The organism is Pseudomonas sp. D3-27 (assembly GCF_051132165.1).
Classification (GTDB): domain Bacteria; phylum Pseudomonadota; class Gammaproteobacteria; order Pseudomonadales; family Pseudomonadaceae; genus Aquipseudomonas.
Genome location: NZ_CP071667.1, coordinates 716,752 through 740,493, shown reverse-complemented (window position 1 = coordinate 740,493; position 23,742 = coordinate 716,752). Strand labels below are relative to the sequence as shown.

General features: G+C 61.8%; 17 protein-coding genes. 7 read left to right on the top strand and 10 right to left on the bottom strand.

The features are described 5' to 3' along the window. The first annotated feature begins 275 nt into the window (after window positions 1-275). Window positions 276-4,589: an Lhr family helicase gene (locus tag J3P92_RS03420; RefSeq protein WP_434649891.1), complete on the top strand. Its 4,314-nt coding sequence runs from the start codon at window positions 276-278 to the stop codon at window positions 4,587-4,589. A gap of 127 nt (window positions 4,590-4,716) precedes the next feature. Here the strand turns inward: J3P92_RS03420 and J3P92_RS03415 are convergent, their stop codons facing one another. Beyond that, window positions 4,717-6,804, bottom strand: a complete 2,088-nt coding sequence (locus J3P92_RS03415; RefSeq protein ID WP_434562054.1) for a mechanosensitive ion channel family protein — start codon at window positions 6,802-6,804, stop codon at window positions 4,717-4,719. A gap of 320 nt (window positions 6,805-7,124) precedes the next feature. Between J3P92_RS03415 and J3P92_RS03410 the strand changes: the two genes are divergently transcribed. From J3P92_RS03410 to J3P92_RS03395, 4 genes are read left to right on the top strand one after another with little or no spacing between them, the layout of a single operon-like run. Beyond that, window positions 7,125-8,051 carry a DUF72 domain-containing protein gene (locus J3P92_RS03410; RefSeq protein WP_420767538.1) on the top strand — a complete coding sequence of 309 codons (927 nt, stop codon included), beginning with the start codon at window positions 7,125-7,127 and terminating at the stop codon, window positions 8,049-8,051. Then, window positions 8,048-8,866: an endonuclease/exonuclease/phosphatase family protein gene (locus J3P92_RS03405; protein WP_420767537.1), complete on the top strand. Its 819-nt coding sequence runs from the start codon at window positions 8,048-8,050 to the stop codon at window positions 8,864-8,866. The genes J3P92_RS03410 and J3P92_RS03405 overlap by 4 nt, the downstream gene beginning before the upstream one ends. After that, window positions 8,863-10,161, top strand: coding sequence for a cardiolipin synthase ClsB (gene clsB / locus J3P92_RS03400; protein ID WP_420767536.1), 1,299 nt, complete (start codon window positions 8,863-8,865; stop codon window positions 10,159-10,161). Before J3P92_RS03405 ends, clsB begins: the two co-directional genes overlap by 4 nt. After that, window positions 10,148-11,149 carry a lysylphosphatidylglycerol synthase domain-containing protein gene (locus J3P92_RS03395; RefSeq protein WP_420767535.1) on the top strand — a complete coding sequence of 334 codons (1,002 nt, stop codon included), beginning with the start codon at window positions 10,148-10,150 and terminating at the stop codon, window positions 11,147-11,149. Before clsB ends, J3P92_RS03395 begins: the two co-directional genes overlap by 14 nt. Window positions 11,150-11,193: 44 nt before the next feature. On the opposite strand, the gene J3P92_RS03390 is transcribed toward J3P92_RS03395, so the two are convergent. From J3P92_RS03390 to J3P92_RS03380, 3 genes are all read right to left on the bottom strand, one after another. Then, window positions 11,194-11,952, bottom strand: coding sequence for an alpha/beta hydrolase family protein (locus tag J3P92_RS03390; RefSeq protein WP_305498458.1), 759 nt, complete (start codon window positions 11,950-11,952; stop codon window positions 11,194-11,196). Beyond that, the gene (locus J3P92_RS03385) at window positions 11,942-13,051 is read right to left on the bottom strand and encodes a DUF3182 family protein (protein ID WP_420767534.1); all 1,110 of its coding nucleotides are present in this window, start codon (window positions 13,049-13,051) and stop codon (window positions 11,942-11,944) included. Before J3P92_RS03385 ends, J3P92_RS03390 begins: the two co-directional genes overlap by 11 nt. Window positions 13,052-13,241: 190 nt before the next feature. Next, window positions 13,242-14,237, bottom strand: a complete 996-nt coding sequence (locus J3P92_RS03380) for a GlxA family transcriptional regulator (protein WP_434649890.1) — start codon at window positions 14,235-14,237, stop codon at window positions 13,242-13,244. A 98-nt stretch (window positions 14,238-14,335) separates the two neighbouring features. On the opposite strand from J3P92_RS03380, the gene J3P92_RS03375 reads away from it, so the two are divergent. Continuing rightward, the gene (locus J3P92_RS03375) at window positions 14,336-14,893 is read left to right on the top strand and encodes a cysteine hydrolase family protein (RefSeq protein ID WP_434649889.1); all 558 of its coding nucleotides are present in this window, start codon (window positions 14,336-14,338) and stop codon (window positions 14,891-14,893) included. Between the two features lie 91 nt (window positions 14,894-14,984). Here the strand turns inward: J3P92_RS03375 and J3P92_RS03370 are convergent, their stop codons facing one another. Both J3P92_RS03370 and J3P92_RS03365 read right to left on the bottom strand, forming a co-directional pair. Then, window positions 14,985-15,500 (bottom strand): single-stranded DNA-binding protein, encoded by a 516-nt coding sequence (locus J3P92_RS03370; RefSeq protein ID WP_024778338.1) that lies wholly within the window; start codon window positions 15,498-15,500, stop codon window positions 14,985-14,987. Between the two features lie 9 nt (window positions 15,501-15,509). Continuing rightward, entirely contained in the window at window positions 15,510-16,907 is a 1,398-nt protein-coding gene (locus J3P92_RS03365) for an MFS transporter (RefSeq protein ID WP_420767531.1), read from the bottom strand. 168 nt (window positions 16,908-17,075) lie between these two features. Here J3P92_RS03365 and uvrA point away from each other — a divergent pair, with 168 nt between their 5' ends. Then, window positions 17,076-19,910, top strand: coding sequence for an excinuclease ABC subunit UvrA (gene uvrA, locus J3P92_RS03360; protein WP_420767530.1), 2,835 nt, complete (start codon window positions 17,076-17,078; stop codon window positions 19,908-19,910). 79 nt (window positions 19,911-19,989) lie between these two features. Here uvrA and bfr read toward each other — a convergent pair whose 3' ends face one another. The 4 genes from bfr to J3P92_RS03340 all read right to left on the bottom strand — a co-directional run bounded on the left by bfr (window position 19,990) and on the right by J3P92_RS03340 (window position 23,732). After that, window positions 19,990-20,454, bottom strand: a complete 465-nt coding sequence (gene bfr / locus J3P92_RS03355) for a bacterioferritin (RefSeq protein WP_420767529.1) — start codon at window positions 20,452-20,454, stop codon at window positions 19,990-19,992. Window positions 20,455-20,612: 158 nt separating this feature from the next. Next, window positions 20,613-22,061: a catalase gene (locus tag J3P92_RS03350; RefSeq protein WP_434562046.1), complete on the bottom strand. Its 1,449-nt coding sequence runs from the start codon at window positions 22,059-22,061 to the stop codon at window positions 20,613-20,615. 240 nt (window positions 22,062-22,301) lie between these two features. Continuing rightward, entirely contained in the window at window positions 22,302-22,688 is a 387-nt protein-coding gene (gene rplQ / locus J3P92_RS03345) for a 50S ribosomal protein L17 (protein ID WP_003176402.1), read from the bottom strand. 42 nt (window positions 22,689-22,730) lie between these two features. Next, a complete protein-coding gene (locus J3P92_RS03340; RefSeq protein WP_420767527.1) occupies window positions 22,731-23,732 on the bottom strand; it encodes a DNA-directed RNA polymerase subunit alpha in 1,002 nt (333 codons plus the stop codon). Window positions 23,733-23,742 lie beyond the last annotated feature (10 nt).

Genomic DNA, 23,742 nt, shown 5'->3' with positions numbered 1-23,742 from the left:
AATCGTTGCATTTTGCGGGTTTAGTGCGCAACCGTCATCCGTAATGTGTAGATCGCCGGGTTTGCCGTCTTCCAAGGCGGTTGCCGAGCTCTTGTGGCGAGGGGATTTAGCGAAACGTCGCACCGCCCCGCTGGGCTGCGCAGCAGCCCCAACCAAGCAAATGAGGCGAGCCTGACCCACCCAGGTGTTAATCAAAGGGACTGCTGCGCAGTCCAGCGGGGATAAATCCCCTCGCCACTTGCATCCTCCCCACCCCACCCGCCTAAACTGCCCCCATGAATCTGCCCCTTGCAGCCGACCACGCCATGGCAGGCTTTCATCCCGCCGTTCGCGCCTGGTTCAGCCAGACATTCCCGGCCGTCACGGCCGCCCAGGCCCGGGCGTGGCCGTTGATCGGCCAGCGCCGCTCGGTGCTGGTCGCCGCGCCCACGGGTTCGGGCAAGACCCTGACCGCATTTCTCGCGGTCCTGGATGACTTGGTACATCGTGGCCTGGAGCAAGGCGGGCTGCCGGACGAGACACTCGTGGTCTACGTCTCGCCGCTCAAGGCTTTGAGCAACGACATCCAGATCAACCTGCAGAATCCCCTGGCCGGCATCACCGAGCAATTGCAGCGAATGGGGCTGCCGCCCTTGCCCATCACCACCGCCGTGCGCACCGGCGACACGCCGCAAAAAGAACGCTCGGCGATGCGCAAGACCGCGCCGCACATCCTCGTGACCACGCCCGAATCGCTCTATGTGCTGCTCGGCTCCGATTCCGGCCGGCAGATGCTTGCCAGCACCCGCACGGTGATCGTCGATGAAATCCACGCCATCGCCGCCAGCAAGCGCGGCAGCCATCTGGCCTTGAGCCTGGAACGGCTGCAAGCACTGTGCGCCGAACCGTTGGTGCGCATCGGCTTGTCCGCCACGCAAAAGCCCATCGAGGCGGTATCGCGGTTTCTCGTCGGTGAAGGACGCGCCTGTGAAATTGTCGACATCGGCCACGCCCGCCCCCGCGACCTGGACATCGAGGTGCCGCCGGTGCCGCTTTCTGCGGTGATGGCCAATGACGTCTGGGAACTGGTCTACAACCGCCTCGCCGAGCTGGCCCGGGCGCACCGAACCACACTGGTATTCGTCAACACCCGGCGGCTGGCCGAACGCCTGAGTCGTCACTTGAGCGAGCGCCTGGGCAAAGACTCGGTGGCGGCCCACCACGGCAGCCTGGCGAAGGAGTTTCGCCTCGACGCCGAGCAACGCCTCAAGCGCGGCGAGCTGCAGGTACTGATCGCCACGGCGTCGTTGGAGTTGGGCATCGATATCGGCGACGTCGACCTGGTCTGCCAGATCGCCTCCCCCCGTTCGATCTCGGCGTTCCTGCAAAGGGTTGGCCGCTCCGGTCACCAGGTCGGCGGCACGCCCAAGGGGCGCCTGTTCGCTACCACGCGCGACGACTTGATCGAGTGCGCCGCCCTGCTCGATTGTGTGCGCCGTGGCGAGCTGGACATCCTGCACATCCCCAAGGCGCCGCTGGACGTCCTGGCCCAGCAGATCGTCGCCGAGGTCAGTTGCCAGGAATGGCATGAGCAGGCGTTGCTGGAGATGTTCCGCCGCGCCTCGCCCTATGCCGGGCTCGACGAAGATCATTACCAGGCCCTGTTGCAAATGCTCGCCGAAGGCCTCAATGGCCGGCAAGGCGTACGCAGTGCCTACCTGCACCGCGATGCCGTGTCCCGGACCTTGCGTGGACGGCGGGGTAGCAAGCTGACGGCCGTGACCAGCGGCGGCACCATCCCGGACAACGCTGACTACAGCGTGCTGCTCGAACCGCAGGGCTTGAACATCGGCAGCGTCAACGAAGACTTCGCCGTCGAGAGCATCGCCGGCGACGTCTTCCAACTCGGCAATACCTCGTACCGGATCATTCGCGTCGAGACCGGCCGCGTGCGGGTCGAGGACGCCCAGGGCCAACCGCCCACCATTCCGTTCTGGCTCGGCGAAGCCCCAGGGCGCAGCGCCGAACTGTCCCTGGCCGTGGCCCGGCTGCAAGCCCAGCTGGATCAGTTGCTCGGCGCCACGCCGGGCAACCTGCAACCGGCCCTCGACTGGCTGACCGGCACCTTGCACCTGAACCTCGCCAGCGCCGAACAGATCCTCGACTACCTGGCCCCGGCGCGCCTGGCCTTCGGCGCCCTGCCCTCCCAGGACACCTTGGTGATGGAACGGTTTTTCGACGAATCCGGCGGAACCCAACTAATCATCCACACGCCCTTCGGCAGTCGCATCAACCGCGCCTGGGGCCTGGCCCTGCGCAAGCGTTTCTGCCGCACCTTCAACTTCGAATTGCAGGCCGCCGCCAGCGAGGACGCCATCGTGCTGTCGCTGTCCACCAGCCACAGCTTCGAACTCGACGAAGTCTGGCGCTACCTCAACAGCCAGAGCGCCGAACAGATCCTGGTCCAGGCGGTGCTGGACGCGCCGTTGTTCGGCGTGCGCTGGCGCTGGAACGCCGGCGTGGCCCTGGCGTTGCCGCGCTACACGGGCGGGCGCAAAGTCGCGCCGCAGATCCAGCGCATGAAAAGTGAAGATTTGATCGCCAGCGTATTTCCCGACCAGATCGCGTGCCTGGAAAACCTCGCCGGCGAGCGTGAGATTCCCGACCACCCGCTGGTGGAACAGACCCTCGACGATTGCCTCCATGAAGCCATGGACAGCGAAGGCTGGCTGGCCCTGCTGCGACGGATGGAGGCGGGCGAGATACACTTGGTCAGCCGCGACCTGCCTGCGCCCTCGCCCCTGGCGGCAGAAATCCTCAGCGCCCGGCCCTATACCTTTCTCGACGACGCGCCGCTGGAAGAACGCCGCACCCAAGCGGTGATCAATCGACGCTGGAGCGATCCGCAGTCCACCGATGACCTGGGCGCATTGGACGCCGATGCCATCCAGGCCGTGCGGGAAGAGGCCTGGCCGACGCCGACCAGTATCGATGAAATCCACGAAGCGCTGATGAGCCTGGCCTGCATCGCCGACAGCGAAGCCAGCGCCGAGCCGTCGTGGCGGGAGGGGCTGCAAACCCTGGCCGAGCGCGGCCGCGCCAGCCATGTGCGAATCAGCGATGAACGCGGCCTGTGGGTGCCGTTGGAGCGACTGACATGCTTGCAAGCAATTTATCCACAAGCCCAATGGCAGCCGCCGCTGGCACCGCTGCCGGGGTTTGATGCGCCGTGGGACAGCGACGAGGCCGTGGTGGAAGTGCTGCGCGCGCGTCTCAGTGCCTTTGGCCCGCAGCCATTGACTGCGATCGCCTACCCGCTCGGGCTGTCGCCGGCGCAAGCGACCCAGGCCCTGGCCCAGCTGGAACAGCAAGGCTATGTGCTGCGCGGTCGCTTTACCCCGGGCACCGGGCAAGAGGAATGGTGCGAACGGCATCTGCTGGCGCGGATCCACCGCTACACGGTCAAGCGCCTGCGCCGGGAAATCGAGCCGGTAACGTTGCAGGATTTCATGCGGTTCCTGTTCGACTGGCAGCACTTGTCGCCGTCCAGCCAGGGCCGGGGCAGCGCTGTGCTGCCATCGATCATCAGCCAGTTCGAAGGCTACCCGGCCGCCGCCTCGGCCTGGGACAGCGACCTTTTGCCGGCGCGGATCAAGGATTATTCGCCGAGCTGGCTTGACGAGCTGTGCCGCAGCGGCAAGTTCGTCTGGACGCGCCTGAGGGCCCGCCAGAAGCTGTCCGCCAGCGCCCTGCGCAGCACGCCAATCGTGTTGCTGCCGCGCGCCAAGGTCGCGCTGTGGAGCAGCCTCGCCGAGCAGACACCGATCAGCGAACTGTCGCTCAAGACGCAAAAAGTCCATCAAGCCCTCAGTGAACACGGCGCGTTGTTTTTCGATGAATTGCTGCACGAGGCCCACCTGCTGCGCAGCGAACTGGAAACCGCCTTGCAGGAATTGGTCGGTGCCGGGCTCGTGAATGCCGACAGCTTCGCCGGGCTGCGGGCCTTGATCACCCCCGCCAGCAAACGCCAGGCCCGCAGCAGCCGGCGCGGGCGCGGGGCGTTTGTCGGTGGCATGGACGATGCCGGGCGCTGGGCCTTGCTGCGCCGCAGCTCGCCAGCGCCAGAACCCGGCAACCGGCCCGCGCCCACACCGCCCGACACCCTGGAACACATCGCCATGACCCTGCTGCGCCGTTATGGCGTGGTGTTCTGGCGTTTGCTGGAACGCGAAGCCGACTGGCTGCCGAGCTGGCGTGAGTTGCTGCGCACGTTTCATCGCCTGGAGGCGCGAGGCGAGATTCGGGGCGGGCGTTTCGTCAGCGGGCTGGCCGGCGAACAGTTCGCCCTGCCTGAAGCCATTGCGCTGCTACGCGACGCAAGACGTCGACCCGCCGATGGCAGCCTGGTCGCGGTGTGCGGGGTCGATCCGTTGAACCTCGCTGGCACGTTGCTGCCGGGGGCGAAAGTACCGGCGCTGGCGAGTAATCGGCTGGTTTATCGGGACGGGTTGCCGGTGGCTGCGGTGGTTGCGGGCAAGCAGCATCTGTTTGTGGAGTTGGATGCAGAAGGGATGGCGGGGGTCAGGAACAAGCTTATTCAGAAAAGTTGAGGGTGTCTGGCTGGACCCCATCGCGAGCAAGCTCGCTCCCACAGGGGCTGTCCAATCACCACAAACCTACTGTGGGAGCGAGCTTGCTCGCGATGGAGCCATAAGCCCCACCACAAACCTGAAGTAATCATTGAGCTTGATCAGCCTGCTCGCCCCCTGCCTTCGGCTCCTCAACCAAGCGCTTCGGCAACACCACCTGCTGTGGATAAGTCTGCGCGAAGTGCACCGACGGCTCGTTATCCACAAGCTTTTTCAACCGCTGGTTGAACGCCCGGCTCACGGCATATTGTCCGCCCGAGACCGTGCGGAACTGGGCGGTGAGGACCACGCCGTTGAGGTCCATCTTGTCCACGCCGAATACATCCAGCGGCCCTTGCAGGTTGAACTTGAGAAATGGGTCCTCGGAGATCGAATCGCCGGCTTCGCGGATCAGCTCGATGGCGCGGTCCACGTCGGTGTCGTAGGTGAACTGCACCGAGAAAAACGCAAAGGCGAATTGCCGGGATTGGTTGGTCACGGCCTTGATCTGCCCGAACGGCACCGAATGCACGAAGCCCTTGCCGTCGCGTAGGCGCAGGGTGCGGATGGTCAGGCCTTCGACGGTGCCGGCATGGCCGGAGCTGAGCACCACCCAGTCGCCAATGGACAGCGTGTCCTCGATGATGATGAACAGCCCGGTGATCACGTCCTGGACCAATTGTTGCGATCCAAAACCAATCGCCAGCCCCACCACGCCGGCCCCCGCGAGCAATGGCGCGACGTTGATGCCGAGATTGGCCATGGTGGTGATCGCGCAAATCACCACCAGGATTATTTTCGACGCGTTGCGCAACAGCGGCAGGATGGTCTTGACCCGCGTGCTGGGCTGGCGAGCGCCGCGCTTGTTGAGCGGTGGTTTCAGTGCTTCCTGGATCGCCGTGTCGAGCACTACCCACGTCAACCACGTCACCAGGAAGATCAAGCCAATGCGGCTCAGGGAATCACTGATCGCCCGCCCCACGGCATTGCGCGAGGCGAACTCGAACAGCGACACGCCCCAGATCCGCCCGAGGATCTCAATGAATGCCACGGCCATGACGATGCGCAACAATCCATGCAACAGGCTCAACAGCCGCCCTTTGTAGGCGCTGTGGCGCTGGATGGCCTCGGCTTTGGGTGATTTGAAGATGTGCTGGAACACGGTGCTGAGGAACACCGTCGCGATCAGCAAAATGGTGGTAAACAAGGCGCAACGCAGGGCTTTCTGGTTGTCCTCGCCGACACCGACCAGGCTCACCGCCGACACCAGCACCATCAGCAGGATCGGCCAGTACCAAAGGCCGGAAAAGATCCGCAGCGACTCCTGCAATGCGGGTTGCTTCAAGCGCTGGGCCAGCGACCGGTTGCGGATGAGATGGGCCACCGGCCGGCGCATGTGGATCACCAGCCAACCGAAGATCATCGAAGCCGACAGGCCGGTGAACACCGCGACGCTGCTGGTAATGTTGCCACCCAACTGTCGAGCGATCTGCGGGCTGGTCAAGGCATCGCTCAGCGCGGCCAGGAAGCCGATCAGGAACAACGGCCGCGGGCTGAAACGACGAAGGATCGCCACTGCTCGCCGCTTGTGGCCGCCATTGAACATGACGATGACGCAGAGCAGCACCGATGTGGAAACAATGCCGCTGCTGGTGGCGTAGGCGAAACACAACGCCAACGCCCGGCCGACCGACACTTGCAGGAAATGGCTGACATAGAGGGTCAGCGGCAGACAGGCCACGGCCGGTAACGTGTAAGGCAGCAGGTAGCCGAGCAGGTCCAGCATCCGTTGGCGAGTGCGCAGCCAGCGGCGCCGACTCAAACGGCGCATCAGCAATCGCGCGCTGCTCCATATCAGCGCAAACGTCCCCAGCCACACGCCCGAAAGCAACAGGAAATCCCCCGCCACACGCCACGACGAGCGGGACGTCTGATCCACCAGGCGATCCACCTCGTCCGCCGCACGATCCGCCCGCAGACGCCACGCGCCCACCAGGCTGCGGTCAAGGTCGAGCTTGTCCTGGACATCGTCGATGCTCGAGCTGATGGCCCCCAACAGGCCCCCCTGTACCAGCGGCTCGGGTTCGGCCGGGGCTTCGGCGGGCTTGGAGGTGCCGGGGATCGCAGCGGTCCCGTAGGCGCTGGTGCCGGTCATGGCCAGCAGGAAAAGCAGCAACACAGTGCTCAATCGGGACAAGACGCAGGGCTCCTTCACGCAGGATCGGTAAGGAACTGATCAACAACGGGCCGGCAAGTTCGCTCGGAAGGCCAATACAACCCTGGTGGCGAGGGGATTTATCCCCGCTGGGCTGCGCAGCGGCCCCAAAAGCAGCCCCTCGGTGTCTCAGGCTGATCATGCCCGACCTTATTGGGGCCGCTGCGCAGCCCAGCGGGGATAAATCCCCTCGCCACAACTGCTCAGCCCCTTCCGTCGGTAAGGCCATCGAAACTTTCCAGCCCGCCCAGCGGTCATCAAAAGACACAGGCGGTACGAGGTCATTGGCACGGGAGGGATACATGACGGCGATCCACATTGGCATTTCCGGTTGGCGCTACACGCCTTGGCGGGGCGACTTCTACCCCAAGGGGCTGGCGCAGAAACGGGAACTGCAATTCGCCTCTCGAGCGGTCAACAGCATCGAAATCAATGGATCGTTCTACGCCCTGCAACGTCCCGAGCGGTATGCCCAGTGGTACGCCGAGACGCCGCCAGGCTTCGTGTTCAGCGTCAAGGCGCCGCGCTTCATCACCCATGTCAAACGCCTGCGGGATATCCACAAGCCGTTGGCGAATTTCTTCGCTTCCGGGGTGCTGGAGCTCAAGGAAAAACTCGGCGCCATCCTCTGGCAGTTTCCGCCCAACTTCAAATTCGACCCGGAGCTGTTCGAGGACTTCCTCAAGCAGCTGCCCCACGACACCCACGCCGCCGCCGCGCTGGCACGCGAGCACGAGTCGCGCCTGGACGGCCACGCCAGCACCGAGACCGATAAAAAGCGACCATTGCGCCACGCGGTGGAGATCCGACATGAAAGCTTCGTCGACCCACGCTTCGTCGCCCTGCTCAAACGCTACGACGTCGCCCTGGTGGTCGCCGATACCGCCGGAAAATGGCCCTATCGCGAGGACGTGACCAGTGACTTCGTCTACCTGCGCCTGCACGGCGCCGAAGAGCTGTACGCCAGCGGCTATACCGACGAGGCGCTCAAGCGTTGGGGCGACCGGATCGAGGCCTGGAGCCACGGCACGCAGCCGAGCGACGCCCAGTTGATCGATCCGAAAAAAAAGCCTCGGGCACGCAAGAGCCGAGAGGTGTTCTGCTATTTCGACAACGACATCAAGGTCCGCGCGCCCTACGACGCGCGCCACCTGCTGGAGCGCTTCGACCTGGACAAGCACCTCGCCACCGCTCCCGGTGAGCGCCCGGCAGAAGGAGTATTGCCATGAGCACGCCAGAATCCAGCGAAGCCACCCGCGAGCCGTTGCAGGACGCCGCGCAGCGCTTGCTCGACCAGGTCAATCGATTCACGGTGCTGACGGTCAATACGCACAAGGGCTTCACCGCGTTGAACCGGCGTTTCATCCTGCCGGAACTGCGCGAAGCCGTGCGCAGCGTTTCCGCCGACGTGGTGTTCCTGCAAGAAGTGCATGGCACCCACGAGCACCATCCCCAGCGCTACAGCAACTGGCCGAGCATTCCCCAATACGAATTCCTCGCCGACACCCTCTGGCCGCAGTTCGCCTACGGGCGCAACGCGGTGTATCCGGCGGGCGACCATGGCAACGCGTTGCTGTCGAAATTCCAGATCATCCGCCACGACAACCTCGACGTGTCCATCAGCGGCCATGAAAGCCGCGGCATGCTGCACAGCGTATTGCGCCTGCCGAACGCTGAGGGTGGACGGGACGTGCACGCCATTTGCGTCCACCTGGGGCTGCGTGAAGGCCATCGCGTCGAACAATTGAAGTTGCTTTGCCAACGCCTGGGCGAGCTGCCGCCCGAGGCCCCGGTGATCGTCGCGGGGGATTTCAACGATTGGCGCGGCAAGGCCACTGACCTTCTCGAACCTTGCGGTTTGCGGGAGGTGTTCGCTGAACAGTGGGGCAAACCGGCCCGAAGTTTTCCGGCACGCCTGCCGATTTTGCGCCTGGACCGGATCTATGTGCGCAACCTCAAGGCCCATCACGCCCAGGTACTGAATGTACGACCCTGGTCGCACCTTTCCGACCACGCACCGCTGTCGGTGGAGATTGAATTATGAGCGCGACGATGAACAAGGCGACGGTGGAAAAGGTCGAGGTACCGCCCACCGAGCGCAACCCGGCGCTGGCCGACGTCGAATATGGCTGGCATGGCAACAACCGCGTCACGCTCCTGGAAAACGGAGAGGAGTATTTCCCACGTGTCTTCGAGGCGATTCGCCGTGCCCAGGAAGAAGTTCTCCTCGAGACTTTCATTCTGTTCGAGGACAAGGTCGGCTTCGAACTGCGGGACATATTGGTGGACGCGGCCAAGCGCGGCGTACGCATCACCGTCAACCTCGACGGTTTTGGTTGCGGTGAGCTGAGCACTGCGTTTCTCGCGTCGTTGAGCGATGCCGGAGTACGCCTGCAAATGTTCGACCCTGCCCCACGGCACCTGGGCATCCGCACCAACTGGTTCCGCCGCCTGCACCGCAAGATCGTGGTAGTGGATGGCGTGATCGCATTCATCGGCGGGATCAACTTTTCCGCTGACCACCTGGGCGATTTCGGCCCCGAGGCCAAGCAGGATTATTCGGTGGAGATCAAAGGCCCGGCGGTGGTGGATATCCATCACTTCGCGCTGCTGCAAACCGGGCGTCCGGCCCGGGCCAAGTATTGGTGGCAACGTCGCCGCAGCCGCCGTACCGAGCTGGCATTCAATGATCATGACGGTCAGGTGCGCCTGGTTTATCGCGATAACCACGAGCATCAGACCGACATCGAGGAGGTCTACCTTCAAGTGCTGCGCAGCGCCCAGCGCCGGGTAGTGATCGCCAACGCCTATTTCTTCCCCGGCTATCGGTTGCTGCGTGAGCTGCGCAACGCCGCGCGACGCGGCGTCGAGGTGCGGCTGATCCTGCAAGGGCAACCGGACATGATGATCGCCAAGCTCGCGGCGCGGATGCTTTATGACCATTTGATCAAGGCCGGCGTGACGATCTACGAATATTGCGAGCGCCCGCTGCATGGCAAGGTCGCCCTGGTGGACGAGGACTGGGCCACCGTGGGTTCGAGCAACCTCGACCCGCTGAGCCTGTCGCTGAACCTGGAAGCCAACGTGCTGATCCGCGACCGCGGCTTCAACCGCGAGCTGTTCGAGCGTCTCGAACACCTGAGCCGCAATCACTGCACCGTCATGCCAGAAAACCACGCCCCGCGCGGGCTGCTCTGGCGCATGACTATCGGTTTCATGGTGTTCCACTTCCTGCGTCATTTTCCGGCCTGGGCCGGATGGCTGCCGGCCCATAAACCACGTCTGAAACCTTTTTCACCGCCGACGGCGGTCCGGAGCGAACCCCATGAACCACTCTGACGCGCACACCGCGCCGAGAGATGCCCATGCGCCGGAACAGGCCAAGCCCAAGTCCCGCTGGAGCCGCTGGAAACGCCCGCTGACCCTGGCTTTTTTCCTGCTGTTGATTGTGCTGTTCACCGCATTGGCTCGGCGCATCGACTGGTCCGAGGTTTTCACCACCCTGGCGGACTTCAAGCTGCGCACGCTTTTCATTGCCGCCGCCCTGACCATCACCAGTTTCGTCACCTACGCCTGCTTCGATCTGATCGGCCGTACCTACATCCGGCAGAAACTTGGGTGGCGGCAGATCCTGCCGGTGGGGGTGATCAGTTATGCGTTCAATCTCAACCTCAGCGCCTGGGTAGGTGGCATCGCCATGCGATATCGACTTTATTCGCGGCTGGGGGTGAGCACGGGCAATATCGCCAAGATCCTGGGCTTGAGCCTGGCAACCAACTGGTTCGGTTATATGACCCTGGCCGGCGTGGTGTTCAGCAGCGGCCTGGTGACCATGCCTCCAGGCTGGAAGCTGAGCAGCAATGCACTGCAAGGCGTCGGGGCGCTGTTGTTGCTGGCAAGCGCCGGCTACCTGCTGGCCTGCCGCTTTTCAAAACGCCGCGCCTGGACGGTTCGTGGGATGGAGATCAACCTGCCTTCCCTGCGCATGGCCGTGCTGCAACTGGCCCTCGGGGCGTTGAACTGGTCGCTGATGGCGGCGGTGATCTTTACGTTGCTGCCGAGCAAACTGGATTACCCGGTGGTGCTCGGGGTGTTGCTGATCAGCAGTATCGCCGGGGTGATCACTCACATTCCCGCTGGGCTCGGCGTGCTGGAAGCGGTGTTCGTCGCGCTGCTGCAGCATGAGGTGTCGCGGGGCAGCTTGATCGCGGGGCTGATTGCCTATCGGGCGATCTATTTCATCCTGCCGTTGTTGATCACGGTGGTGATGTACCTGGTGATCGAGGCGAAGGCCAAGGCGTTGCGGGTCAAGCCTGGGGTCAAGTGATGCGGTGCCTGATCCGACGAACAGGCCCGCCTGGACACTTATGTCTACCGCTCCTGAATGATGCTCAACCGCTCGCCCACCACCATCTCCGTGATCCAGCTCACCAGGATCGAGGTGTAGGCCTGTTGTGACACGGGGTCGCTCAGGGAATGGTCGGCGCCGTCGATGATCCGGTGGGTCAGCGAATGGGTCTGCTGACAGGCGGCGCGGTAGCTCATGATGGTGGCATGGGGCACATGATCGTCGGTCTCGGACTCCACCAGCAGCACATCGCCTGTGAACTGCGAGCACGCGTGCAAGGCGCGATTGGTGTCGGCATGGACGAGCGTGCTGCGATAATCGAGCAGGTCGGCTTTATCCAGGTCGCGCTTGGGCGTGTGCCATTGCTCGTCGCGATAAAGTGCCGGCACGCGCAAGGCGAGCCAACGCACCGGACGCAGCGAGGTCAGGATCGAGGCCAGGTAGCCACCGTAGCTGGTGCCAACCACGGCTATCGCCGAGGTATCGAGGGCGGGATGGGCGAGCAATCGGTCGTAGGCCGCCAGCAGGTCCCGCAGATTGTCCTCCCGCGTGACCCGTGACAGCGGGATCCCGGCGCCCCCCGTATGCCCGCGCAAGTCGAACGTCAGGCAGACACAGCCCAGGCCGGCGATGCCCTTGGCCCGCTCCAGGTCGCGCTCCTGGCTGCCGCCCCAACCGTGTACGAACAACACGCCGGGGACCTTCGACTTGGGGCTGAGGAAGGTCCCGTTCATATGCTCATCGTCAATGGCAATCTGGATGGTTTCGCTTCTAGCCGTCATAGGATTGGACCGTTACGTATTTGAGTAGGAAATCACCATTCTCTGCCGCGCCGCGATAAACCTCCGTAGCGCCGGCCGGCAGTGGTTGGTCGGTGTAGGTCTCAACCGAGGACACCCGAACCGCGCGGGTCGCGGGATCCTCGACAAACACCTGCAATGCCGCGAGCTCCGCGCTGCTGGCGCCGCCCATTCGCCACGACTGCTCCAGCACGCCGCCGCGAAATTGGCCACCGGTGTCGGTCCCTTGGGCAATGTCGTAGTTGCGCCGCGAAGCAAAGAACGTGGGATACGCCTGGTTGGCAGCGTCATCGAACACCTGCGCCAACCGCACCGCTTCGCGTACATCGTCCGGCAATTCCAGGCCGAGCAACTCGATGTAGCCACCCTGGGCCACCAGCAGGTCAGAGCCGCCGTAGACCTCTTCGCCTTGGTTGTCGCGGGTCAGGTGCTGGACGCCGCAATAGCTCAGGACCTTGCCGTTGATAAAGCTCTGGCCCACGCTCTGGGTCTTGACCTCATTGAGGTTCTGCTCCAGCACGATCCCCTCGCTGAATAACGCCTGGGCGTCTGGAGCCGCGACGATTTCATCGAATTGCGCGATGCTGCGGATAACCCGCTGACCCCGTCCGGCACAAGCATGGATTGGCTTGAAGCGAATCGGCCCGGCGTAGAGCAAATGCTCGGCGGCCTGGCGCGCATCCTTGAGCGAGAAGACGCTGACACCATCAAGCACGACGCCACGGGTCAACTTGCCGAACAGCGGTGACCAGCCCTTCGGCGCGACCGCGTCCTTATTCAACAGACCATGGGCAATCGCCTTGGTGCAGATGAAATCGTGATCGACATAGCCGCCCCAAAGATCGTCCGGTCCCTTGACGCCCAGACGCAACGCGGCCTCTGGACCGATCAGAGTTTGCGTAGGCAACAGATACAAATCCCGCTCGGCGTGTTGCTGGCTGTCGTAACTGCCGCCGTATTCCAAGCCAAGGATATTCGCCAACCAGCGGGCCAGAGCCCTATTGGTTTCGACTTCATGCAGGGGGGCCTGGGGATTGACCGAGTGGGCCACCACTAATTTGTCACGAGGGATCGACGTCATGCGTTGTCCTTTTAACTGCGCTCAATAGCCGTAGCTATAAGGATTGCAGAGATCAGGCCAACGGCTCAGCGGGGGACGAACGGTCGAGGAAACGGGGGGATGGGCGAATAATGTGGCACGGGGCCTGTTTCATTCTGCACGACTGCAAGCGGCCGTCCGGCAATTTGCACGACCGTTGCGCACATCCCCCTCAGCCTCTGGGTGCGTTCTGAGGGGTCACGCCAAATTTCGCCCGGTAGTCACTCGGCGCTAAGCCGGTGATTTTCTTGAAAGTCGCTCGAAAGGCAGAAGGGTCCTGATAGCCGACGGTCCAGGCGATGTGATCGATGGTGCCGTTGGTGAATTCCAGCATTTCCCGGGCCTTGCCAACTCGCAGGTGCTGGCAGTATTCGGTGGGCTTGAGGCCCGTGGCCGCGCGGAACCTGCGCAGGAAGGTGCGCTCTTCCAGTCCCGCCTGTTCGGCCATCGCGCCAAGGGAAACATCCACCGCGCCGCTGCGTTGCAGCCAGTGTTGCACCTTCAGGATCGCACCGTCGCCATGCCCCAGGATTGGCGCGAAATTGCTGCCGCACTGGCTCGCGCTGTCGCTGTGCTCGATCACCAGGAACTGCGCGGTGCGTGTGGCGATGCTTGGCCCGAGCAGACGATCCACCAGCCGCAGCCCAAGCTCCGCCCAGGCCATGAGCCCGGCGGTGGTGATCAGATCGCCGTCGTCCACAATGGGTTTATCGGCGTCCAGCTTGATCTTGGGATAACGCGCCGCGAAGGTCGTGGCTGAAGTCCAATGGGTGGTCGCGCTGCGCCCATCCAGCAAACCGCTTTCGGCCAGCAGGATCGAGCCGACGCAAACCCCTCCCAAAACGGTGCCGCCTGCGTGCTGCGTCCGTAGCCAATCCATCAGTGTCGGCGTCGCGATAGCTTCATTGAAGCCGGCAATAGAGGGCGGTATCAACAAGGCGATCAAGGGCGCGTGCGGACCGGCATCGCTGGCAAACACCCGCGACGGCACTTCGCCGTTCGCCGTTTGCCAGTGACTTACGCGCAGCCGTGGCAATTGCACACTGGCCTGCTCCGCCGCGATGGCATCCGCCACCGCAAACAGGTCGGTCAAACCGTGCACCGCCGCCATTTGCGCGCCGGGGTAGATCAGCACGCCGAGTTCGACGAATGCCCTTTCCTGCGCCATTGTCAGTTTTCCCTCGCTTATTGTCGTTGCGGCCAATCGTCGAATCCCGGACAAACGCCAATACTGGCGCCACATCCTGATTAAACGAGGAAGACCCCATGTCAAAGCAAGCGCTCATCGTAGTCGATATCCAGAATGACTACTTCCCCCAAGGGAAATGGCCTCTGGCCGGCGCCGAAGCAGCCGCCGATAACGCCGCCAGGTTGATCGAGGCGTTTCGCCAGGCCGCAAACCAGGTGATTCACATCCGCCACGAATTCACTTCCGACCAGGCCCCTTTCTTCACGCCAGGCTCCGAAGGCGCGCAGTTGCACCCGAAGGTAACCAACCGCGCCGACGAACCCGTGGTGCTCAAACACTTCGTCAATGCGTTTCGCGAAACCGAGCTGCAAGCGACACTCGAGCATCACGGTATCGAACGGCTGGTGGTCGCGGGTAGCATGAGCCACATGTGCATTGACGGCATTACGCGGGCGGCCGCTGACATGGGTTATGAGGTGACGGTGGTCCACGACGCCTGCGCCAGCCGCGACCTGGAATTCAATGGGCTTGTCGTCCCTGCTGCCCATGTCCATGCCGCGTTCATGTCGGCGCTGGGGTTTGCCTATGCGAAGGTGGTGAGTACGGAACAACTACTGGCTGTCGAAAAGCCCTAACCAACTCTCAGGCAGAAAAAAACCGCGCCTCGAGAACCGAAGCGCGGTTTTGTTTCAGCTTGGAGCTTGGGGCTTGATGCTCAGAGCTGCCTCAGAACGGAATATCGTCATCGAAGCTGTCGAAATCCGGTGCCGGCTGCGGCGCGGCCTGTTGTGGGGCCGGGCGCTCGCGTTGTGGCTGTGGCGCTGACTGCGGACGAGGGGCTTGCTGGCGCGGGGCGGACTGCTGGTAGTTGTTGCCACCCTGCTGCTGGTCGCCTTGCGGACGGCCACCAAGCAATTGCATGGTGCCTTGCATGTCGACCACGATTTCAGTGGTGTAGCGCTTGATGCCGTCCTTTTCCCACTCGCGGGTCTGCAGCTTGCCTTCGATGTACACCTGCGAACCCTTGCGCAGGTATTCGCCGGCGATCTCGGCCACTTTGCCGAACATCGACACGCGGTGCCATTCGGTCTTCTCGACCTTCTGGCCGGTCTGCTTGTCGGTCCATTGTTCGCTGGTCGCCAGGCTCAGGTTGGTCACGGCGTTGCCGTTAGGCAGGTAGCGAACTTCTGGATCCTGGCCGCAAGTACCGACCAATATGACTTTGTTAACCCCACGGGCCATAACGTTCTCCTAGGCTTCGCACGCTGCCGGGGCCGGGTTGTTCACCAGGCGCTCGAGCGTCGCACGATCCAATAATTCGGTGTCCAGTTTGATGTATACGGCCGCCTCGTCGGCGACCACCACTGCATCGGTTACTCCAACGACGGCCCTGAGGCGCTCGGCCAGGCCTGCTTCGCGAATGGCTTCGGGCGACAACGGCAAGCGCAGGCTCGTCACATACGGAGGTTCGCGCATGGTAACAGCAAAGGCCAACCAAAGTGCAGCCAGCGCGGCGCAACCCAGGAACACAACCGACAAACCGCCATGCTGGAACAGCCAGCCGCCGAGAATCCCGCCCAACGCCGAACCGAGGAATTGGCTGGTGGAATACACCCCCATCGCCGTGCCCTTGCCGCCCGCCGGTGAAACCTTGCTGATCAGCGACGGCAACGACGCCTCCAGCAGATTGAACGCGGTAAAGAAAACCACGGTGCCGATCACCAGGGCCCGCAGGCTGTCGCCGAACTGCCAGAAGAATAGCTCAGTGAGCATGAGGGTCACGACGGCGCCGAGTAAAACTCGTTTCATTTTGCGTCGCTTCTCGCCATAGATGATGAACGGGACCATGGCGAAGAACGAAATAACCAGTGCCGTCAGGTATACCCACCAATGCTGCTCCTTGGGCAGGCCGGCCTTTTGCACAAGTGCCAGCGGCAGGGCCACGAAGCTGGACATCAGCATGGCGTGGAGGACGAAGATGCCCAGGTCCAGGCGCAGCAGGTCGGGATGTTTGAGTGTCGGCACCAGCGCCTGGCGGGCCACGCCGGATTCGCGGTGCTGCAAGGGCCCGGTAGAGCGCGGCACGAAGACCGCGACGATGAGGATACCGACCAATGCCATGGCACCGGTTGCCAGGAACAGGCCCGATAAGCCAAAGGCACGCGTCACCAATGGTCCTACAACCATGGCGACCGCGAACGACAGACCAATCGTCATGCCGATCATGGCCATGGCTTTTGTCCGATGCTGTTCGCGAGTCAGGTCTGACAGCAAGGCCATGACGGCGGCGGAAATCGCCCCCGCCCCTTGCAGGATCCGTCCGGCGATCACGCCCCAGATCGAATCCGCGTTCGCCGCCAGCACACTGCCGAGGGCAAACACGATGAGCCCCAGGTAAATGACGGGACGTCGCCCGATACGGTCGGAAATAATGCCGAAGGGAATCTGGAAAATGGCCTGGGTCAGGCCATAGGCGCCGATCGCCAACCCGATGAGGGCCGGGGTCGCGCCCGCCAGGTCCATGCCATAGGTCGCCAGTACCGGCAACACCATGAACATGCCCAGCATGCGGAAGGCGAACACCAGGGCCAGACCGCTTGCCGCGCGGGTCTCGCCGCTACTCATGCGTTCGCTGTGGGGATCGTGCATGGAAAAACCTCGTGTGAACCGGCGGGGATTCTACCAGTCCCATCGATTGAGGGGGTATATGGCGACCGTTTGCCGCGCAGTCTTCATGTATGACACTTGATAGTGTGTATCCATCCAGTGTTTACCCGTATACTCCTACGTTTTCGACGCCCGCCGAGCGAGGCCACTTTGGACAAGATCCTGATTCGTGGGGCCCGTACCCACAACCTGAAGAACATCGACCTGACCCTGCCCCGGGACAAGCTGATCGTCATCACCGGCCTGTCCGGATCCGGTAAATCATCCCTGGCCTTCGATACCTTGTACGCCGAAGGCCAGCGACGCTATGTCGAATCGCTGTCGGCGTATGCCCGGCAGTTCTTGTCGATGATGGAAAAACCCGACGTCGACACCATCGAAGGCCTGTCGCCGGCGATCTCCATCGAGCAGAAATCGACCTCCCACAACCCGAGGTCGACGGTAGGCACCATTACCGAGATCTACGACTACCTGCGCCTGCTGTATGCGCGTGTCGGCATGCCCCGCTGCCCCGACCACGACATCCCGCTGGAAGCCCAGACCGTCAGCCAGATGGTCGACCTGGTGCTGGCCCAACCCGAAGGCAGCAAGTTGATGCTCCTGGCGCCGGTCATACGCGAGCGCAAGGGCGAACACCTTATGGTGTTCGAAGAACTGCGCGCTCAAGGCTTCGTACGTGCCCGGGTCAACGGCAAGCTGTGCGAGCTGGACGAACTGCCGAAGCTGGATAAACAGAAGAAGCACTCGATCGACGTGGTAGTGGACCGTTTCAAGGTCCGGGGCGACCTGCAACAGCGCCTCGCCGAATCCTTCGAGACGGCCCTGAAACTGGCGGACGGCATAGCGTTGGTTGCGCCGATGGACGACGAACCCGGCGAAGAGATCATCTTTTCCGCGCGCTTTGCCTGCCCAATCTGCGGCCACGCCATCAGCGAGCTGGAGCCCAAGCTGTTCTCGTTCAACAACCCGGCCGGCGCTTGCCCGACCTGCGACGGTCTGGGGGTCAAGCAGTTCTTCGACACCAAGCGTTTGGTCAATGGCGAACTGACCCTGGCCGAGGGCGCGATTCGCGGCTGGGACAGGCGTAACGTCTACTATTTCCAGATGCTCGGGTCGCTGGCGGCTCACTATAAGTTCAGCCTGGACAAACCCTTCAACGAACTGCCCGCCGAACAGCAGAAGTTCATCCTGCAAGGCAGCGGCTCGCAAAACGTCGACTTCAAATACCTGAACGACCGTGGCGATATCGTCAAGCGCTCCCACCCGTTCGAAGGCATCGTGCCCAACCTGGAGCGGCGCTACCGCGAGACCGAGTCGGCCAGCGTGCGTGAGGAACTGGCCAAGTTCCTCAGCACCCAGCCCTGCCCGGACTGCCGCGGCACCCGTTTGCGCCGGGAGGCGCGGCACGTGTGGGTCGGCGAGAAAACCTTGCCGGCGGTGACCAGCCTGCCGATCGGCGATGCGACCGATTATTTCGGTGGGCTCAAGCTGACGGGCCGTCGGGGCGAAATCGCCGACAAGATCCTCAAGGAAATCCGCGAGCGCTTGCAGTTCCTCGTGAACGTAGGCCTGGACTACCTGACCCTCGACCGCAGCGCTGACACGCTGTCTGGTGGCGAGGCCCAGCGTATCCGCCTCGCCAGCCAGATCGGCGCCGGCCTGGTGGGCGTCATGTACATCCTCGACGAACCGTCCATTGGCCTGCATCAGCGGGACAACGACCGCTTGCTCGGAACGCTGAAACACCTGCGGGACATTGGCAACACAGTCATCGTGGTCGAGCACGATGAGGACGCGATCCGCCTGGCCGACTATGTAGTGGACATCGGTCCCGGCGCGGGCGTGCACGGCGGCCACATTGTCGCCCAAGGGACGGCGGCCGAGGTCATGGCGCACCCTGACTCGTTGACCGGCAAGTACCTGTCTGGCCGAGTGAAGATCAAGGTGCCGGCCAAACGTACGCCGCGTAACAAGAAGTTGTCGCTGACCCTCAAGGGCGCCCGCGGCAACAACTTGCGCAATGTCGACCTGGAAATTCCCATTGGTCTGCTGACCTGCGTCACCGGCGTATCCGGCTCCGGCAAGTCGACGTTGATCAACAACACGCTGTTCCCGCTGAGCGCCACGGCCTTGAACGGTGCCACGACCCTGGAAGCCGCCGCCCACGACAGCATCAAGGGCCTCGAGCATCTCGATAAAGTCGTTGACATCGACCAGAGCCCGATTGGCCGGACGCCACGTTCCAACCCCGCGACATACACCGGATTGTTCACACCGATCCGTGAGCTGTTCGCCGGCGTACCGGAATCGCGTTCACGGGGCTACGGGCCAGGCCGGTTCTCGTTCAACGTCAAGGGCGGACGCTGCGAAGCCTGCCAGGGCGATGGCTTGATCAAGGTGGAAATGCACTTCCTGCCCGATATCTACGTGCCGTGCGACGTATGCAAGAGCAAGCGCTACAACCGGGAAACACTGGAGATCAAGTACAAGGGCAAGAACATCCACGAAACCCTGGAGATGACCATCGAAGAGGCCCGGGTCTTCTTCGACGCGGTGCCGGCATTGGCGCGCAAGCTCCAGACATTGATGGATGTAGGCCTTTCGTACATCAAGCTCGGGCAGTCGGCGACGACCTTGTCCGGTGGGGAGGCCCAACGGGTGAAGCTATCCCGCGAGCTGTCCAAGCGCGATACCGGCAAGACCCTGTATATCCTCGACGAGCCGACCACCGGTCTGCATTTCGCCGATATCCAGCAGTTGCTCGACGTGCTCCACCGCCTGCGCGATCACGGCAACACCGTGGTGGTTATCGAGCACAACCTGGACGTGATCAAGACCGCTGACTGGCTGGTGGACCTGGGGCCGGAGGGCGGATCCAAGGGCGGACAGATCATCGCGGTGGGTACGCCGGAACAAGTGGCGGAAATGAAGCAGTCCCACACTGGGCATTACCTCAAGCCATTGCTGGAGCGTGACCGGGACTGATTGGCCCGGACACGAAAAAGCCCCTGGCATCCCATCGATGCCAGGGGCTTTTCGTTTTCCAGAGAGAACCTGCCTACGATCAATATTGCGATTGCAGGTAATTCTCCAACCCGATCAGCTTGATCAGGCCCAACTGTTTTTCCAGCCAGTAAGTGTGATCTTCTTCGGTGTCGTTGAGCTGCACACGTAAGATCTCGCGAGTTACATAGTCGTTGTGCTGCTCGCACAGCTCGATGCCTTTACACAAAGCAGCGCGAACCTTGTACTCCAAACGCAAGTCGGCAGCGAGCATGTCAGGCACGGTAGTGCCGATGTCCAGGTCGTCCGGACGCATGCGTGGCGTGCCTTCAAGCATCAGGATCCGGCGCATCAGCGCATCGGCGTGCTGAGCCTCTTCTTCCATCTCATGGTTGATACGTTCGTAGAGCTCGGTAAAACCCCAATCCTCGTACATCCGCGAATGGATGAAATATTGATCACGGGCCGCCAGTTCGCCGGTCAGCAACGTGTTGAGGTAATCGATTACGTCTGGGTGACCTTGCATCGCCCTACATCTCCACAAGCTTTGAAAGGCTCTAGTTTGAACCAAGCTGACTGCAAGGTCACTCGCCCAGCGCAACAAAAGCGAAGAAAATCTAAGAAAAGAGCGCTAAATAACGCAAAAACCGCCCAAATGAGGGCGGTTCTGCTTCTCGTTTAGACTTAGTTAAGCTGTACGCCCAACGCCTTCGCGATACCCTCTCCGTAAGCAGGGTCTGCCTTGAAGAAATGCTGCAGTTGGCGATCAATCACGTCAGCCGACACGCCTGCCATTGCACCGGCGATATTGCTGATCAACAGCGCCTTCTGTTCCTCGTTCATCAAGCGGAACAGCGCACCTGCATGGCTGTAGTAGTCGGTGTCCTCGCGATGATCATAACGATCCGCTGCACCGCTGAGGGCCAGTGCCGGTTCCGCATAACGCGGGGCTTGCTTCGGCGCCTCCACGTAACTGTTGGGCTCATAGTTTGGCGCTGCGCCGCCGTTACTGCCAAAAGCCATGGAACCGTCGCGCTGGTAGGTATTGACCGGGCTGCGCGGAGCATTCACTGGCAGTTGCTGGTGGTTGGTACCTACGCGGTAGCGGTGAGCATCGGCGTAGGCGAATACACGGCCCTGCAACATGCGATCAGGCGAAAGACCCACGCCCGGCACCATGTTGCTCGGCCCGAACGCAGCTTGCTCCACTTCAGCAAAGTAGTTCAAGGGATTACGATTCAGCTCGAGTTCGCCGACTTCGATCAGCGGGAACTCCTTCTGCGACCAGGTCTTGGTCACGTCGAACGGATTCTCGTAATGGGCTGCAGCCTGGGCTTCGCTCATGATTTGGATGCAGACGCTCCATTTTGGAAAGTCACCGCGCTCAATCGCATTGAACAGGTCACGCTGGGCGTAATCCGGATCGGTGCCCGCCAGGCGCGCGGCTTCGGCCGGCGCGAGATTCTTGATGCCTTGCTTGGTCTTGTAGTGCCATTTAACCCAGTGACGCTCGCCTTGGCCATTGATCAGGCTGTAGGTGTGACTGCCGAAGCCGTGCATATGACGGTAGCCGTCAGGAATACCCCGATCGGAAAACAGAATGGTGACCTGGTGCAGCGCCTCTGGGGAATGCGACCAGAAATCCCACATCATCTGGGCACTCTTGAGGTTGCTTTGCGGCAAGCGTTTCTGAGTGTGGATGAAGTCTGGGAATTTCAGCGGGTCGCGGATGAAGAACACCGGGGTGTTGTTGCCAACGATGTCCCAGTTACCTTCTTCTGTGTAGAACTTAAGGGCGAAGCCTCGAGGATCGCGCTCGGTATCCGCAGAACCGCGCTCGCCGCCCACGGTAGAGAAGCGAAGGAACGTAGGCGTCTGTTTACCGACCGATTCGAACAGCTTGGCGCTGGTGTATTGGGTAATGTCACGCGTTACGGTAAACGTACCGTATGCGCCCGACCCTTTAGCGTGCACACGACGCTCGGGAATATTTTCGCGGTTGAAATGAGCAAGCTTCTCGATCAGGTGGAAATCATCGAGCAGCAGCGGGCCACGAGGACCTGCGGAGCGAGAGTTCTGGTTATCGGCGACGGGGGCGCCGCTAGCGGTCGTAAGCGTTTTGATCTGGCTCATGCTCAATTCTTCCTAGGTCGGTCTTCGGACTGCCGGCTAATCGGCTGGTGAGGAGTATTGATCAACAAGATGAGCGCCACAAATTCATTAAATTGTGCGCTTCAATAGAAATTATCTAACAACAACCCCAACGCCATATAGTGGCGTTTGCGACCCAAGCAAGCTTGTATGAATAAGCTGTTTTCTTGCGAGCACAAAAAACCGGGCACTGGGCCCGGTTCTTCGTTTCAGACTGTCGTCTTACTCGGCGCTTACAGCTTCGCCAGCAGTAGCACGATCAACCAACTCGACGTACGCCATAGGCGCGTTGTCGCCAGCGCGGAAACCGCACTTGAGGATGCGCAGGTAGCCACCCTCACGGGTAGCGTAACGCTTGCCCAGGTCGTTGAAGAGCTTACCAACGATGGCTTTCGAACGAGTACGGTCGAAGGCCAGGCGGCGGTTAGCCAGGCTGTCTGTCTTGGCCAGAGTGATCAGCGGCTCGGCAACGCGGCGCAGTTCTTTGGCTTTCGGCAGTGTAGTTTTGATCAGCTCGTGCTCGAACAGCGACACCGCCATGTTCTGGAACATGGCCTTGCGGTGCGAGCTGGTGCGGCTCAGGTGACGACCACTTTTACGATGACGCATGGTTCATTCCTTACCAAACACAACGTTCGGTGATTACGACGATCAGGCAGTCGCCTTGTCGTCCTTCTTAAGACTTGCAGGCGGCCAGTTGTCGAGGCGCATGCCGAGGGACAGACCGCGGGAGGCCAGAACGTCCTTGATTTCAGTCAAGGATTTCTTGCCAAGGTTCGGAGTCTTCAACAGCTCTACTTCGGTACGCTGAATCAGGTCGCCGATGTAGTAGATGTTTTCCGCCTTAAGGCAGTTAGCCGAACGTACAGTCAGTTCCAGATCGTCAACCGGGCGAAGCAGGATCGGATCGATCTCGTCTTCCTGCTCGATAGCCTCAGGCACGATGTCACCCTTGAGGTCGACGAACGCAGCCAACTGCTGTTGCAGAATGGTTGCAGCGCGGCGGATTGCCTCTTCAGGATCCAGGGTACCGTTGGTTTCCAGATCAATAACCAGCTTGTCCAGGTTGGTACGCTGTTCGACACGGGCGTTTTCCACCACGTATGCGATACGGCGAACCGGGCTGAACGAAGAGTCAAGCTGCAAGCGACCAATGCTGCGGCTTTCGTCTTCATCGCTCTGACGCGAGTCTGCCGGTTCATAACCACGACCACGAGCTACGGTGAGCTTCATGTTCAGGGCGCCGTTAGACGCCAGGTTAGCGATTACGTGATCGGGGTTAACGATCTCGACATCATGATCCAGCTGAATATCGGCAGCGGTAACCACCCCCGAACCCTTCTTCGACAAGGTCAGCGTAACTTCGTCACGACCGTGCAGCTTGATAGCCAGACCTTTAAGGTTCAACAGGATTTCAATTACGTCTTCCTGTACACCTTCGATGGCGCTGTACTCATGGAGCACACCGTCAATCTCGGCCTCGACTACTGCACAGCCGGGCATTGAGGACAACAGGATGCGGCGCAGCGCGTTGCCCAGGGTGTGGCCGAAACCACGCTCGAGAGGCTCGAGTGTGATCTTGGCGCGGGTTGGACTGACAACCTGCACATCAATATGGCGGGGTGTCAGGAACTCATTTACCGAAATCTGCATGGATGCACCT

Coding starts and splice junctions, on each gene's coding strand:
- J3P92_RS03420 (WP_434649891.1), top strand. CDS start 276: ATGAATCTGCCCCTTGCAGCCGACCACGCCATGGCAGGCTTTCATCCC.
- J3P92_RS03410 (WP_420767538.1), top strand. CDS start 7,125: ATGACGGCGATCCACATTGGCATTTCCGGTTGGCGCTACACGCCTTGG.
- J3P92_RS03405 (WP_420767537.1), top strand. CDS start 8,048: ATGAGCACGCCAGAATCCAGCGAAGCCACCCGCGAGCCGTTGCAGGAC.
- clsB (WP_420767536.1), top strand. CDS start 8,863: ATGAGCGCGACGATGAACAAGGCGACGGTGGAAAAGGTCGAGGTACCG.
- J3P92_RS03395 (WP_420767535.1), top strand. CDS start 10,148: ATGAACCACTCTGACGCGCACACCGCGCCGAGAGATGCCCATGCGCCG.
- J3P92_RS03390 (WP_305498458.1), bottom strand. CDS start 11,952: ATGACGGCTAGAAGCGAAACCATCCAGATTGCCATTGACGATGAGCAT.
- J3P92_RS03385 (WP_420767534.1), bottom strand. CDS start 13,051: ATGACGTCGATCCCTCGTGACAAATTAGTGGTGGCCCACTCGGTCAAT.
- J3P92_RS03380 (WP_434649890.1), bottom strand. CDS start 14,237: ATGGCGCAGGAAAGGGCATTCGTCGAACTCGGCGTGCTGATCTACCCC.
- J3P92_RS03375 (WP_434649889.1), top strand. CDS start 14,336: ATGTCAAAGCAAGCGCTCATCGTAGTCGATATCCAGAATGACTACTTC.
- J3P92_RS03370 (WP_024778338.1), bottom strand. CDS start 15,500: ATGGCCCGTGGGGTTAACAAAGTCATATTGGTCGGTACTTGCGGCCAG.
- J3P92_RS03365 (WP_420767531.1), bottom strand. CDS start 16,907: ATGCACGATCCCCACAGCGAACGCATGAGTAGCGGCGAGACCCGCGCG.
- bfr (WP_420767529.1), bottom strand. CDS start 20,454: ATGCAAGGTCACCCAGACGTAATCGATTACCTCAACACGTTGCTGACC.
- J3P92_RS03350 (WP_434562046.1), bottom strand. CDS start 22,061: ATGAGCCAGATCAAAACGCTTACGACCGCTAGCGGCGCCCCCGTCGCC.
- rplQ (WP_003176402.1), bottom strand. CDS start 22,688: ATGCGTCATCGTAAAAGTGGTCGTCACCTGAGCCGCACCAGCTCGCAC.
- J3P92_RS03340 (WP_420767527.1), bottom strand. CDS start 23,732: ATGCAGATTTCGGTAAATGAGTTCCTGACACCCCGCCATATTGATGTG.